This is a genomic window from Pantoea sp. ARC270, assembly GCF_003236725.1.
GTDB lineage: Bacteria > Pseudomonadota > Gammaproteobacteria > Enterobacterales > Enterobacteriaceae > Pantoea > Pantoea anthophila.
Map to the genome: position 1 here is coordinate 13,384 of NZ_PUGA01000013.1, position 12,981 is coordinate 26,364.

Below are 12,981 nucleotides of genomic sequence, written 5' to 3' on the forward strand. Positions count from 1 at the left end.
CCGTTTTGCGATTCAACGAGAGCCAGTGTACGGCGACAGCTGCAAACATCCGTCAGGGGGTGTAAAACTACGTAAAGCGATGGATAGGTGCGCCAGGAACACGGTATTTTGCCTGCGGAGGGCTACAAAAATGAATAAAATCCTGTTGGTAGATGACGACCGCGAATTAACTTCGCTTTTGAAAGAACTGTTAGAAATGGAAGGGTTTGAAGTGGTAGTGGCCAGCGATGGTGAACAAGCGCTGAACCTGCTCGACAACTCTATTGATCTGCTTTTACTGGATGTCATGATGCCGAAGAAAAACGGTATCGACACCCTGAAAGAACTGCGACAGCAACATCAGACTCCCGTCATCATGCTGACCGCGCGCGGCAGCGAGCTGGATCGCGTGCTGGGCCTCGAACTGGGTGCAGATGACTATCTGCCTAAGCCGTTTAACGATCGTGAACTGGTGGCCCGTATCCGCGCGATTCTGCGGCGTTCGAACTGGAGTGAACAGCAACAGCAACACGATAACAGCTCACCGACGCTGGAAGTGGACTGCCTGCGTCTCAATCCCGGTCGTCAGGAGGCCAGCTTTGATGATGTGACGCTGGATCTGACCGGCACGGAATTTACCCTGCTCTATCTGCTGGCGCAGCATCTGGGCCAGGTGGTCTCACGCGAACACCTGAGTCAGGAAGTGCTGGGCAAGCGTCTGACGCCGTTTGACCGCGCCATTGATATGCATATCTCCAATCTGCGTCGCAAGCTGCCTGAGCGCCGTGATGGTCATCCCTGGTTTAAAACGTTACGCGGCCGCGGCTATCTGATGGTTTCGGCATCATGATTGGCAGTCTGACCACCCGCATCTTCGCTATCTTCTGGTTAACCCTGGCGCTGGTGCTGATGCTGGTGCTCATGGTGCCCAAACTCGATTCACGTCAGATGACCTCGCTGCTGGAAAGTGAACAGCGGCAGGGCATCATGATTGAGCAGCACGTCGAAGCCGAGCTGTCACAGGATCCCCCTAACGATCTGATGTGGTGGCGTCGTCTGTTTCGTGCCGTCGAAAAATGGGCACCGCCGGGTCAGCGACTGCTGTTAGTCACCAGCGAAGGTCGTGTGATCGGCGCGCAACATAACGAAATGCAGGTGATCCGTAACTTTATCGGCCAGTCTGACAATGCCGATCATCCGCAGAAAAAGAAATATGGTCGGGTGGAGCTGGTCGGGCCTTTCTCCGTGCAGGATGGCGAAGACAACTACCAGCTTTACATGATCCGTCCCGCCAACAGCTCCCAGCTCGATTTTGTCAATCTGCTGTTTGACCGCCCGTTACTGCTGCTTATCGTGACGATGCTGATCAGCTCCCCGCTGCTGCTGTGGCTGGCCTGGAGCCTGGCGCGCCCGGCGCGTAAGCTGAAATATGCCGCCGATGAGGTGGCGAGCGGAAACCTGCGCCAGCACCCGGAACTGGAGTCAGGCCCGCAGGAGTTTCTGGCCGCCGGATCGAGCTTCAACCAGATGGTGAGTGCGCTGGAGCGGATGATGACCGGTCAGCAGCGCCTGCTATCGGACATCAGTCATGAACTTCGTACCCCGCTGACCCGCCTGCAACTGGCAACCGCGCTGCTGCGTCGTCGCCAGGGTGAAAGTAAAGAGCTGGGACGCATTGAGATGGAGGCGCAACGCCTTGATGGCATGATCAACGATCTGCTGGTGCTCTCGCGTACACAGCACAAGAATGCGCTGGTCAGCGAAGCGATGAAGGCCAATCAGTTGTGGAATGGGGTGCTGGAAGATGCCCGTTTCGAAGCTGAGCAGATGGGCAAGAAGATGGATATCCCCTATCCTCCGGGCCCGTGGCCACTCTATGGCAATCCGCACGCTCTGGAGAGTGCGCTCGAAAATATCGTGCGCAATGCGCTGCGCTATTCACACACCCACATCAGCGTCAGCTTCTCCGTCGATATTTCCGGTATCACGGTTCACGTCGATGATGATGGTCCTGGTGTAAGCCCGGAAGATCGGGAACAGATTTTCCGTCCCTTCTACCGGACCGATGAAGCGCGCGATCGCGAATCCGGCGGCACCGGGCTGGGTCTGGCCATTGTCGACACGGCCGTACAGCAGCATCGCGGCTGGGTGAAAGCCGATGACAGCCCACTGGGCGGTCTGAGACTGACTCTCTGGTTACCGCTCTACTCCTCCGGTCGGCAATAATTTGTTATGCTTCGGCCCCTGTCATCGGGGGCCTTAATGCTTAACATTGTCTTGTTTGAACCAGAAATTCCGCCGAATACCGGCAATATCATCCGCCTGTGCGCCAACAGTGGCTTTCAGCTTCACCTGATCCAGCCGCTTGGCTTCGCCTGGGATGACAAGCGCTTACGTCGCGCCGGGCTGGATTACCATGAATTTACGGCCATCAGATTCCATGCGGATTATGCGGCGTTTCTCGCCTCAGAGGCACCAGAGCGTCTGTTTGCGCTGACGACCAAAGGGACACCTGCACACAGTGCTGTGACGTATCAGGCGGGCGATTATCTGCTGTTCGGACCGGAGAGCCGTGGACTGCCGGCTGAGATCCTGGCGGCGTTACCGGCGCAGCAGAAAATCCGCATCCCGATGCGGGCAGAAAGCCGCAGCATGAACCTGTCGAACGCCGTTTCGGTGGTGGTGTATGAAGCGTGGCGCCAGCTGGATTATGCCGGCGCGCTGATTAAAGACTAGATACCGTCGCCGAACTGAAAACCCGCCAGGCTGCCGTTGAAGTGCTGATCCATATCCATTGATGGCTTATCGCTGCCTGGCTTGCCGACGATACGGGCGGGTACGCCTGCTGCCGTGGTGTGCGGCGGCACAGGCTGCAACACCACAGAACCGGCACCGATTTTCGCCCCCCGGCCCACTTCAATGTTGCCGAGCACTTTCGCACCGGCTCCAATCATGACCCCTTCACGGATTTTAGGATGACGGTCGCCGCTGGTTTTACCGGTACCGCCCAGCGTCACCGACTGCAGGATAGAGACATCGTTCTCTACTACGGCGGTTTCACCGATCACGATGCCTGTGGCGTGGTCGAGCATGATACCGTGACCGATGCTGGCAGCAGGGTGGATGTCGACTGCAAACGAGACGGAGATTTCATTCTGCAGATAAACCGCCAGCGCACGACGGCCCTCATTCCACAGCCAGTGGCCGATGCGGTACGCCTGCAGGGCGTGAAACCCTTTAAGGTAGAGCAGCGGGGTGGAGTATTTATCGACTGCCGGGTCGCGCTGACGCACCGCCTGAATATCGTAAGCCGCTGACAGTATCATCGACGGATCTTCACGGTAGGCTTCTTCAACGATTTCACGGATGGCGATGGCGGGCATAATCGGATTTGCCAGCTTGTTAGCCAGCATATAACTCAGTGCGCTACCGAGATTTTCATGCTTAAGCAATGTCGCGTGAAAGAAGCTGGCCAGCATCGGCTCACAATCAGCCAGGGCTCGCGCTTCTGCTTTGATATTATTCCAGACCAGTTCTAACTCATCAGACGACATTGCTGCTTTCTCCCGATAAAAAAAGCGCCTGAATGGGCGCTGCAGGTGATGATGCTACGCGTCCTGCGTTAGCCAGTGCTGTTTTCGTCCTTCCTTGTTCGTCCCAGCAGGCTCAATGCTGCATCTCTCGCCGGTTTTTCGCAATACAGCACCTGATAAATCTGCTCGGTAATCGGCATTTCCACACCAAATCTTGAAGCCAACGCTTTGACTTCTTTGGTGTTTCTGTAGCCCTCTACAACTTGTCCGATAATGCGTTGTGCGCTATCTACATCTTCGCCCTGGCCCAGCATCATGCCAAACCGGCGGTTGCGCGACTGATTGTCCGTGCAGGTCAGGACCAGATCGCCCAGGCCCGCCATCCCCATAAAGGTGGTGGGATCGGCACCCAAAGCAGCACCGAGCCGGCTCATCTCAGCCAGTCCACGGGTGATCAGTGCGGTTCGCGCGTTGGCGCCAAATCCGATACCGTCAGAGATCCCGGCTCCGATAGCAATCACGTTTTTCACCGCGCCGCCCAGCTGGACACCGACAAAATCGGGGTTGTTATAAACGCGGAAACTTTTACCGCAGTGCAGCTTCAGCTGGAGATCGTCAGCAAACTGCGCATCCGTTGCGGCCAGCGCGATAGCCGTCGGTAAGCCTGCGGCCAGCTCTTTGGCGAAGGTCGGCCCGGAGATCACGGCCAGCGGGATGGACTCGCCCAGAATCTCACGCGCCACATCCTGCAGCAGGCGCCCGGTCTCTTTTTCCAGCCCTTTGGTCGCCCAGACAATCCGCGAGTCAGACCGCAGATGCGGCTTAATCTGTTGCAGTACGTCGCCAAAGACATGACTCGGCACCACGATCAATATGTCGCGGCTGGCTGCAATGGCTTTTTGCAGGTCGGGTTCAGGAGAGAGGTTATCGGGAAACGGAACGTCAGGAAGGAAAGCCGTGTTGCAGCGGTCGGTCTGAAGCTGCGCCAGATGCGCCGGGTTATGTCCCCACAACAGTACCGGATGGCCATTACGGGCCAGCGTAATCGCCAGAGCGGTGCCGTAGGAACCGGCACCGATGACGCTAATCGAAGCGTGAGTGGTCATCAGGCATCCTGATGTTGTTGAGCACCTTCTTCACCCTGCTGCTGCTGCAGATAGTTCATGAACAGTGCATCAAAGTTGACCGGTGCCAGGTTCAGCTGCGGGAAGGTGCCACGTGATACCAGGCTGGTAATGCATTCACGGGCATACGGGAACAGGATGTTCGGGCAGTAAGCGCCCAGGCAATGTGCCATCTGCGTTCCTTCGATACCGCTGATGGTGAAGATACCGGCCTGCTGAACTTCACACAGGAAAGCGGTCTCTTCACCCACGTTGGCGGTTACAGTCACACGAAGTACCACTTCGTAAACATCGTCAGCCAGCTGAGAAGATGCAGTATCCAGATCCAGTTTGACGTCCGGTTCCCACTCTTTCTGGAAAACCTGCGGGGCATTAGGCGCTTCAAAAGAGATGTCTTTCGTGAAGACGCGCTGAATCTGGAATTGCATTTCGTTCGTGTTATGTTCTGACATGTGACCAAATCCTATGTATGAGATTGTCCGGCGTAAATTTACGCCTGCAGTAAGGGATCTAAACCTTCGCGATTATCGAGTGCGAATAAGTCATCGCAGCCGCCAATGTGCTGCGCATCAATAAAAATCTGAGGCACGGTGGTGCGGCCACTACGCTTGATCATCTCTTCGCGTTTCGCCATGTCTCCATCAATGGGGATCTCCTGGAACGACACGCCTTTTTGCGTTAACAGCGCTTTCGCCCGATGGCAGTAAGGACAGGTGGCCTTGGTGTACATTTCAACATTTGCCATGCTACGCACCTCTGTCAGGTTACAGGTTATTTACCGCGAACTAACGGCAGATTTTCGCCGCTCCAGCCGCTGATACCATCTTTCAGAACAAAGACCTGCGGGAAGCCAGCAGCACTCAGATGTGCAGCGGAATCAGCCGCGCTTTGTCCGGTTGCACATACCACAATTATGGGCTGCGCTTTGTGCTTTTCCAGTTCGTCTGCGTTGCCTTTTTTAATCTCAGCGGCTGCCACATTCAGCGCACCTGAAATATGCCCTCTGCGAAAATCGTCGCGCGAACGCACGTCGACAACCACCGCGTCCTCTTTGTTAATCAGGCGGGTCGCTTCACCGCGGCTGATCGTTTTTACCTTAGAGAACATTCCTTTAACGGTAGTCACAATCACCAGAATGAGTAAAACGACCCATGCGAGACTCAGGATGGGGTGATTGCTTGCAAACTGCATAATTTCTTGCATGAGGGGTAACGACTCCAGACCGGGCTAATAAGCTAAAACAAGGGTTCTGAGTATACCTGCGCCACTTCGCATGTACAGATGCTATGCGGCGAGAGTATCGATTTGTGCGCCATTTTCCAAAAAAAGTGGCTGAATAGCAAAAATGGCGTAAGGCTTAATCCATCTCATTGTGAAAGCGGACATAACTGGTAAAGCAAATGCCGGTGGGGAGCACTGGTAAGCGGCGATTCATCGTGGAATAATCATTGGCCTATGAAGGGAAAAACTACCGTTTTGTACACAAGGACCCGTTCCAGCGGCGAAAATCGGCCGTTGTTCACACCGTTGTCCACCCTCTCCCTCAGCCTGCTTTGCGCGGGAGCACTGTTGTTGCCAGCTGTGGCACAGAGTGCGGAAGACAGTAAATCTCAGCTGCAATCTATTCAGCAGAACATTGCTGAAAAAGAGAAAAGCGTTAAGGCGCAGAAAGTGCAGCGCAGCAAATTACTGGATCAGTTGCAGAGTCAGGAAAAAATCATCGCCCAGGCGAGCCGTCAGTTGCGCGAAACCCGCAACAGCCTCACCGCCCTGAATAACGATATTAAACAGCTCACCACCTCCATCGCCCGGCTTGAGAAGCAGCAAAGCCAGCAGGAAAGCCTGCTGTCGCAACAGCTTGATGCCGCATTTCGTCAGGGCCAGCACAACGGTATACAGCTGTTGATGGGCGGAGAAGAGAGCCAGCGCAGCGAGCGTATTCTGGCCTATTTTGGCTATCTGAACGCGGCGCGCCAGAAAAGTATCGCCTCACTGCAACAGACGCGTCAGGACCTGGATCAGCAACGCGCCACGCTGGAGCAGAAGCAACAGCAGCAGAAAGCACTATTAGCCCAGCAGCAGGGCCAGCAGCAGAAGCTGCAGCAGGCGAGCGACGCGCGCAGGAAAACCCTTACGTCGCTGGAAAGCGCGCTGGAAAAAGATCAGGCCGATCTGGTCGAGATGCGTCAGAACGAAAGCCGTCTGCAGGATAAGATCGCCCGGGCAGAACGGGAAGCGCGTGAGCGCGCGGCGCGCGAAGCTCGTGAGGCAGAAAAAGTGCGCCAGCGCCAGGCGCAGGCCAAAGCCAAAGGCTCCAGCTATCAGCCGACCCAGAGCGAACGCGAACTGGTTGCCCGTACCGGAGGACTCGGTCGCGCAGGCGGGCAGGCGTTGTGGCCGGTGCGCGGACGCATCGAACATCGCTTTGGTGAACAGCTGCAGGGTGAACTGCGCTGGAAAGGCCTGGTGATTGATGCGCGGGAAGGCACCGAGGTGAAAGCCATTGCCGACGGGCGGGTCCTGATGGCCGACTGGTTGCAGGGCTACGGTCTGGTCGTGGTGCTGGAGCACGGTAAAGGCGACATGAGCCTCTATGGCTATAACCAGAGTGCACTGGTGAGCGTGGGGACACAGGTGAAGGCAGGACAGCCTATCGCCCTGGTGGGCACCAGCGGGGGTCGCGGTACCCCGTCGCTCTATTTTGAAATCCGACGTCAGGGACAGGCCGTCAATCCACTCCCGTGGTTAGGAAAATAAGTTTTGCTGCAACGTCGAAAAATCTCCGTTTTGTTAAGCGCGCTGCTGTTCAGCTTCGCTGCCCAGGCAGGTAAACTGGCTATTGTTATCGACGATGTGGGTTACCGGCCTGCCGAAGAGAACAAAGTTCTGCAGATGCCCCAGGCGATTTCAGTGGCCGTATTGCCCAATGCGCCTCATGCACGGGAGATGGCGACTAAAGCCCATCAGGGTGGGCACGAAGTGCTGATCCATCTGCCGATGGCACCGCTCAGCAAACAGCCGCTGGAAAAAGATACGCTGACCCCGGAGATGAGCAGTGAAGAGGTCACCCGCATTATGCGCAATGCGGTCAACAACGTGCCTTACGCCGTGGGCCTGAACAACCACATGGGCAGCAGGATGACCTCAAGCCTTCCCGGTATGCAGAAGGTGATGCAGGCGCTGAATCACTATAACCTCTACTTCCTGGATAGCATGACCATCGCCAACAGTCAGGCGATTCCTGCCGCGCAGGGCACTCAGGTCAAAGTTCTGAAACGCCGGGTGTTCCTGGATGACAGTCAGGATATTAATGCTATCCGCCAGCAGTTCAGCCGGGCGGTGAAGCTGGCACAGCGCGACGGGTATGCCATTGCTATCGGTCATCCCCACCCCAACACCGTTCGGGTGCTGCAGCAGATGCTGCCCTCGCTGCCCGCAGACATTACGCTGGTTCGCCCCAGCCAGTTGCTGAACGAAACACGCCACAGCGGCTCACAGACGCCAGCGGTTCCGGCGAAACCGGCGAAGCCGCGCTTCCAGCCAGCAGAACTGTGTAAAGTGAAACAGCCGCTGGCGCCGGTTCCGGCGACCCGGGCGTTAACGGTGGTAGGCGAAAGCGTGAGTCACAGCCCGCTGTTTAGCACCCTGAAAAGTCTGTTCTGAATTTGCCATGAATGCTAAGTGCTAAGCTTAAAGTTCAATTGCAGGTAAAAATTACTATAATCCCGGTCGGGCGATAACATGCGGTGCGGGAATAGTAAGACGGATGACGATTAATAAACAAAAAATCCTGCTGCTGGATAACGGCAGAGAGTGGGGAGGCGGCACCAACAGTATGCTGGAGCTGCTGAAACGTATCGATCGTCAGAAATTTGATATTACCTGCTGCTTCTATCACAACTACAGCCGTGGCAATGACGAAACCATTGAGGCCACGCTCAATGCGCTGGCCATTCCGGTCTTTTTCATCCCGCAGATCAGGCAGCCGCGCTGGGCAAAATTTGTCAAAGAAGCCGTGCGGGCGCTGCTGTTTTTTAATAAAAAGCTGAAGAAGCGGGCTATCGATGAGATCGATACACGCTGGCGCATCATGCCCAACGCCAGCAAAATTAACTCCCTGCTCCAGCTGGGAAAATTCGACACGCTCTACATGAATAACCAGCCCAGCACCAATGTGGAGGGCTATCTGGCCGCGCGCAGCCTGGATGTGGCGGTGGTGCAGCATTGCCGTATCGACCCGGTGCTGGAACCACGACTGGTCAGCATGGTGAACCAGGACTGCCAGGCGATTATTGCCGTGTCGCAGGGGGTAAATAAGACGCTGATCAGCCACGGTGTTGATGCGGAACGCTGTTTTACCGTTAACAATGCGATCGACATCCACCAGCCTTTACCTGACCGCCTCGACGTTCGCCAGCGTTTTAAACTCTCCCCGACCACCTTTGTGTTTGGCACCATCGGCTCACTGATATTACGTAAATCCAATCATCACATTCTGCAGGCGCTGGGCCGTTTCAAACGGGCTCATCCCGACGCAGACTGGCGGATGGTGATTGTCGGTGCCGGCCCGGAACTCCAGCACCTGCTGCAACTCGCAACGGCGGAGAATATCCAGCAGCATGTGGTCTTTACGGGCTTTCAGAACAATGCGCTGGATTACCTCACCGCCTTTGATACGTTTATTCTTGCCTCACGCAGTGAGGGCTTACCTCGGGTCGTGCTGGAGGCGATGCTGGTGAATACCGCCGTCATCGGTTCCCGTGTGGTCGGTACTGCCGAATTGATCAGTCATGACGAAACCGGGTTGCTGTTCGATTATGGCAACGTGGTGCAGCTGACCCAGCACTTAACCGCGCTGTGGCAGGATGCCGGCTTACGTCAGCGCCTGATCAATGCGGCAGCGAAACGCGTTCGTGAACAGTACGCCATTGAAACCTACATCAGCGGCGTTGAAAATATTCTGCAAAGTGTCGCTAATAAGAAACCTCATGCTTAATTTTTTAAATCCCCGTTATCGCCATATCCGGGCGAGCCATAACCTGCCTTATTCGCTAAAAGAAGTTCAGGGCTCGGTACCGGTTACCTCTGTTGTGATCCCCTGCACGGGCGCGGACTATATCGAAGAGGCGCTGCTCAGTGCCGATTTTGCGGCGCGCTTTGCCACGCAGGCAGAGGAGATTGTGATTGTCAGCGATCAGCCTGCCAACGCCTTTGGCAGCCTGCCCGCTAAAACCCGCGTGGCCACGCTGGATGTACCGCAGCGCGAAGAGCACTATCGCTACAAGCAGATCTATCGCAGTCGTTTAATCAAACTGCAGGCCCCGTTGCAGGCAAAAGGCGACGGCATTCTGATGATCGATTCCGACCTCAATCTGCTAAAGATGCCGGAGATCATGATGAAACCCGGCCATCTCTACTCCAGCTTTCGTCAGGGGAAAATGATTGCCAAGCTGGCTGATGCGCCGCAGGAGGCGATTCCTGCCTACTACCCGCACAGTATCCGGCCTTATCTGGTGGATCACGTTAACGGTGCCTATCTGGCGGCGACCCGTGAGGTCTGGCAGCGTATTTCACCGCTGTGGCTGACGCTGTTCAATGACACCTGGCATCTGATGAACGACAGTCAGCCGCCGACCGATCAGCTGCCGCTCGCGGTGCTGCTGGATATGCTGGACATTAAAACTGTCAATCTGGGCGAATGGGCTAACTGGCCGGTCTCCAAGAAAATCGGCGGTCAGTCTGCGGTGATCCCGGCGGAAGTGGTCGGCGCACACGGCGGCTTTCCGCTGTCGGAATGGCAAAAATATCTGGCCGATCCGCAACAGCCGCTCCACTTTAAAGGTCAGGATTACACGCGCAAGGTGCGCTATCTGACCGACGAAGAGAAGAAGCAACGCTGATTATCCGGCCGCTGCGGCGGCCGGTGTGTTAATCCCAACTCAGTATTACCTTTCCCGAGCGTCCTGAACGCATCTCATCAAAGCCCTGCTGGAAGTCGTCAATCCCATAGCGATGCGTAATGACCGGCGTTAAGTCGAGACCGGACTGGATCAGCGCCGCCATTTTGTACCAGGTTTCAAACATCTCCCGGCCATAAATGCCCTTGATAAAGAGCCCCTTGAAGATCACCTGATTCCAGTCGATAGCCATCTCACCCGGCGGAATACCCAGCAGGGCAATCCGCCCGCCGTGATTCATTACGTCGAGCAGCGCGCGAAACGCAGGAGGCGCACCGGACATCTCCAGTCCGACATCAAATCCTTCCGTCATCCCCAGCGAATGCATGACGTCGCGCAGATTTTCATGGGCCACATTGACCGCGCGGGTGACGCCCATTTTTCGCGCCAGCGCCAGTCGGTAGTCATTGATGTCGGTGATTACGATGTTACGCGCGCCGACATGGCGGCAGACCGCCGCGGCCATGATGCCGATAGGCCCCGCGCCGGAGATCAGCACATCCTCGCCAACCAGATCGAACGACAGCGCGGTATGCACGGCATTACCAAACGGGTCAAAGATCGCGGCCAGCTCATCGGAAATGTTGTCGGGAATTCTGAAGGCGTTAAAGGCCGGGATGACCAGATATTCCGCAAAGCAGCCCTGACGGTTAACCCCCACGCCCATGCTGTTCCGGCACAGATGCGTTCGCCCGGCGCGGCAGTTGCGGCAATGCCCGCAGGTGATATGCCCCTCTCCCGACACCCGATCGCCAGGCGTAAAGCCCTTTACCTCCTGGCCTATAGCCACCACTTCACCCACATATTCATGACCGACAATCATCGGCACCGGAATGGTTTTGCGCGACCAGTCATCCCAGTTGTAGATGTGGACATCGGTACCGCAGATAGCGGTTTTACGGATTTTAATCAGCAGGTCGTTGTGGCCCGGCTCAGGAATCGGCGCATCAGTCACCATCCAGATGCCCGCTTCCCTCTTCAGTTTGGCGAGTGCTTTCATAACGGACTCCTCAGGCGATGACGCCCAGCTGTTTGCCGATACGGGTAAAGGCGGCCACCGCACGTTCCAGCTGCTGCTGGGTATGTGCCGCAGAGATTTGCGTGCGAATGCGTGCCTGCCCTTTTGGCACGACCGGATAGAAGAAGCCGGTAACGTAGATGCCTTCCTGTTGCAGCAGGTGGGCAAACTGCTGAGCGACGCTGGCCTCACCCAGCATCACCGGAATAATGGCGTGATCGGCCCCGGCCAGCGTAAAGCCCGCTGCGGTCATCTGCTGCCGGAAAAAACGGGCGTTATCCCGGAGACGCTGACGCAGCCCATCGCCTTCACTGAGCAGATCCAGCACCCGCAGCGAGGCGGCCACAATCGCCGGGGCCAGCGAGTTGGAGAAGAGATAGGGACGGGAACGCTGGCGCAGCCACTCCACCACTTCCGCTTTTGCTGCGGTGTAGCCACCGGAGGCGCCGCCCAGCGCTTTGCCCAGCGTGCCGGTAATGATGTCAACCCGACCCATCACGTCACAATATTCATGGGTGCCACGTCCGCCATTCCCGACAACACCCACCGCGTGGGAATCATCCACCATCACCAGTGCAGAGAACTCCGCGGCCAGGTCGCAGATGGCGGACAGATTGGCGATGACCCCATCCATGGAGAAGACGCCATCGGTGGCGATCAGGATATGGCGTGCACCTTTATCGCGCGCCTGCTGCAGGCAATCCCGCAGCGCCGTCATGTCGTTGTTCGCGTAACGGTAGCGCTGTGCTTTGCAGAGCCGGATGCCGTCGATGATGGAGGCGTGATTCAGCGCATCGGAAATAATGGCATCCTCTGCATCCAGCAGCGTTTCAAACAGGCCGCCGTTGGCGTCAAAGCAGGAGGAGTAGAGAATGGCATCTTCCATACCGAGAAACGTGGCCAGCCGCTTTTCCAGCTGCTTATGGCTGTCCTGCGTGCCACAGATAAAGCGCACCGACGCCATGCCAAAGCCGTGCGAATCCATCCCCGCCTTCGCGGCCTGAATCAGTGCCGGATGATTGGCCAGCCCCAGATAGTTGTTGGCGCAAAAGTTAATCACTGCCGGACCGTGACCTACCGCTATCTCTGTCTGCTGGGCAGAAGTGAGGATCCGCTCCTGTTTAAACAGCCCTTCCTGACGTGCATCATCCAGTTGCTGACGAAGTTGTTGATAAAATTGCGCAGGCATCATTGCTCTCCTCAGATGGCAAAAACCTGGCATATCTTACTGAACAGGGCGCTTATTAACGATAAAACGCCCAACAGAATGTCATTTTTGCAGCATAGTTCACGCCTCGAGGTGGCAGCCCTGTGGTGTTACAGAGTCATCTGGCTGTCTGCACCCTGATGAAATGTTATGATGTGAGGTA

Annotated in this window: 14 protein-coding genes; 7 read left to right on the plus strand and 7 right to left on the minus strand. The window is 56.3% G+C overall.

Annotation, left to right across the window (positions count from 1 at the left end):
* Positions 1-130: 130 nt before the first annotated feature.
* From cpxR to trmL, 3 genes are read left to right on the plus strand one after another with little or no spacing between them, the layout of a single operon-like run.
* Positions 131-829, plus strand: a complete 699-nt coding sequence (gene cpxR / locus CKF42_RS08425) for an envelope stress response regulator transcription factor CpxR (protein ID WP_009088062.1) — start codon at positions 131-133, stop codon at positions 827-829.
* Complete coding sequence (gene cpxA / locus CKF42_RS08430) at positions 826-2,205, plus strand: envelope stress sensor histidine kinase CpxA (protein ID WP_009088064.1); 1,380 nt, start codon at positions 826-828, stop codon at positions 2,203-2,205. Before cpxR ends, cpxA begins: the two co-directional genes overlap by 4 nt.
* 36 nt (positions 2,206-2,241) lie before the next feature.
* On the plus strand, positions 2,242-2,715 hold the full coding sequence (gene trmL, locus CKF42_RS08435) for a tRNA (uridine(34)/cytosine(34)/5-carboxymethylaminomethyluridine(34)-2'-O)-methyltransferase TrmL (protein WP_009088065.1): 474 nt from the start codon (positions 2,242-2,244) through the stop codon (positions 2,713-2,715).
* Here the strand turns inward: trmL and cysE are convergent.
* From cysE to CKF42_RS08460, 5 genes are all read right to left on the minus strand, one after another.
* Complete coding sequence (gene cysE, locus CKF42_RS08440; RefSeq protein ID WP_009088067.1) at positions 2,712-3,533, minus strand: serine O-acetyltransferase; 822 nt, start codon at positions 3,531-3,533, stop codon at positions 2,712-2,714. The two genes, trmL and cysE, sit on opposite strands and share 4 nt — an antisense overlap.
* A 68-nt stretch (positions 3,534-3,601) precedes the next feature.
* Positions 3,602-4,618 carry an NAD(P)H-dependent glycerol-3-phosphate dehydrogenase gene (gene gpsA / locus CKF42_RS08445; protein ID WP_009088068.1) on the minus strand — a complete coding sequence of 339 codons (1,017 nt, stop codon included), beginning with the start codon at positions 4,616-4,618 and terminating at the stop codon, positions 3,602-3,604.
* Positions 4,618-5,088 (minus strand): protein-export chaperone SecB, encoded by a 471-nt coding sequence (gene secB / locus CKF42_RS08450; protein ID WP_009088070.1) that lies wholly within the window; start codon positions 5,086-5,088, stop codon positions 4,618-4,620. The genes gpsA and secB overlap by 1 nt, the downstream gene beginning before the upstream one ends.
* Before the next feature lie 38 nt (positions 5,089-5,126).
* Positions 5,127-5,381 carry a glutaredoxin 3 gene (gene grxC / locus CKF42_RS08455; RefSeq protein ID WP_008926942.1) on the minus strand — a complete coding sequence of 85 codons (255 nt, stop codon included), beginning with the start codon at positions 5,379-5,381 and terminating at the stop codon, positions 5,127-5,129.
* A gap of 26 nt (positions 5,382-5,407) precedes the next feature.
* Positions 5,408-5,839, minus strand: a complete 432-nt coding sequence (locus CKF42_RS08460; protein WP_009088074.1) for a rhodanese-like domain-containing protein — start codon at positions 5,837-5,839, stop codon at positions 5,408-5,410.
* Positions 5,840-6,091: 252 nt separating this feature from the next.
* Here CKF42_RS08460 and envC point away from each other — a divergent pair, with 252 nt between their 5' ends.
* The 4 genes from envC to CKF42_RS08480 all read left to right on the plus strand — a co-directional run bounded on the left by envC (position 6,092) and on the right by CKF42_RS08480 (position 10,536).
* On the plus strand, positions 6,092-7,393 hold the full coding sequence (gene envC, locus CKF42_RS08465) for a murein hydrolase activator EnvC (RefSeq protein ID WP_111207968.1): 1,302 nt from the start codon (positions 6,092-6,094) through the stop codon (positions 7,391-7,393).
* A gap of 3 nt (positions 7,394-7,396) precedes the next feature.
* Positions 7,397-8,299 carry a divergent polysaccharide deacetylase family protein gene (locus tag CKF42_RS08470; RefSeq protein ID WP_111207969.1) on the plus strand — a complete coding sequence of 301 codons (903 nt, stop codon included), beginning with the start codon at positions 7,397-7,399 and terminating at the stop codon, positions 8,297-8,299.
* A 103-nt stretch (positions 8,300-8,402) separates the two neighbouring features.
* Complete coding sequence (locus CKF42_RS08475; protein WP_058957366.1) at positions 8,403-9,632, plus strand: glycosyltransferase; 1,230 nt, start codon at positions 8,403-8,405, stop codon at positions 9,630-9,632.
* Entirely contained in the window at positions 9,625-10,536 is a 912-nt protein-coding gene (locus CKF42_RS08480) for a hypothetical protein (protein ID WP_111207970.1), read from the plus strand. Before CKF42_RS08475 ends, CKF42_RS08480 begins: the two co-directional genes overlap by 8 nt.
* A 28-nt stretch (positions 10,537-10,564) precedes the next feature.
* On the opposite strand, the gene tdh is transcribed toward CKF42_RS08480, so the two are convergent.
* Entirely contained in the window at positions 10,565-11,593 is a 1,029-nt protein-coding gene (gene tdh / locus CKF42_RS08485; RefSeq protein WP_111207971.1) for an L-threonine 3-dehydrogenase, read from the minus strand.
* 10 nt (positions 11,594-11,603) lie between these two features.
* On the minus strand, positions 11,604-12,800 hold the full coding sequence (locus CKF42_RS08490; protein WP_111207972.1) for a glycine C-acetyltransferase: 1,197 nt from the start codon (positions 12,798-12,800) through the stop codon (positions 11,604-11,606).
* Positions 12,801-12,981 lie beyond the last annotated feature (181 nt).

Bases quoted from the DNA above. Each gene is read 5' to 3' on its own strand.
- envC (WP_111207968.1), top strand. From the start codon at position 6,092: ATGAAGGGAAAAACTACCGTTTTGTACACAAGGACCCGTTCCAGCGGC.
- CKF42_RS08480 (WP_111207970.1), top strand. From the start codon at position 9,625: ATGCTTAATTTTTTAAATCCCCGTTATCGCCATATCCGGGCGAGCCAT.
- secB (WP_009088070.1), bottom strand. From the start codon at position 5,088: ATGTCAGAACATAACACGAACGAAATGCAATTCCAGATTCAGCGCGTC.
- cpxA (WP_009088064.1), top strand. From the start codon at position 826: ATGATTGGCAGTCTGACCACCCGCATCTTCGCTATCTTCTGGTTAACC.
- grxC (WP_008926942.1), bottom strand. From the start codon at position 5,381: ATGGCAAATGTTGAAATGTACACCAAGGCCACCTGTCCTTACTGCCAT.
- trmL (WP_009088065.1), top strand. From the start codon at position 2,242: ATGCTTAACATTGTCTTGTTTGAACCAGAAATTCCGCCGAATACCGGC.
- CKF42_RS08460 (WP_009088074.1), bottom strand. From the start codon at position 5,839: ATGCAAGAAATTATGCAGTTTGCAAGCAATCACCCCATCCTGAGTCTC.
- cysE (WP_009088067.1), bottom strand. From the start codon at position 3,533: ATGTCGTCTGATGAGTTAGAACTGGTCTGGAATAATATCAAAGCAGAA.
- CKF42_RS08490 (WP_111207972.1), bottom strand. From the start codon at position 12,800: ATGCCTGCGCAATTTTATCAACAACTTCGTCAGCAACTGGATGATGCA.
- gpsA (WP_009088068.1), bottom strand. From the start codon at position 4,618: ATGACCACTCACGCTTCGATTAGCGTCATCGGTGCCGGTTCCTACGGC.
- cpxR (WP_009088062.1), top strand. From the start codon at position 131: ATGAATAAAATCCTGTTGGTAGATGACGACCGCGAATTAACTTCGCTT.
- tdh (WP_111207971.1), bottom strand. From the start codon at position 11,593: ATGAAAGCACTCGCCAAACTGAAGAGGGAAGCGGGCATCTGGATGGTG.
- CKF42_RS08475 (WP_058957366.1), top strand. From the start codon at position 8,403: ATGACGATTAATAAACAAAAAATCCTGCTGCTGGATAACGGCAGAGAG.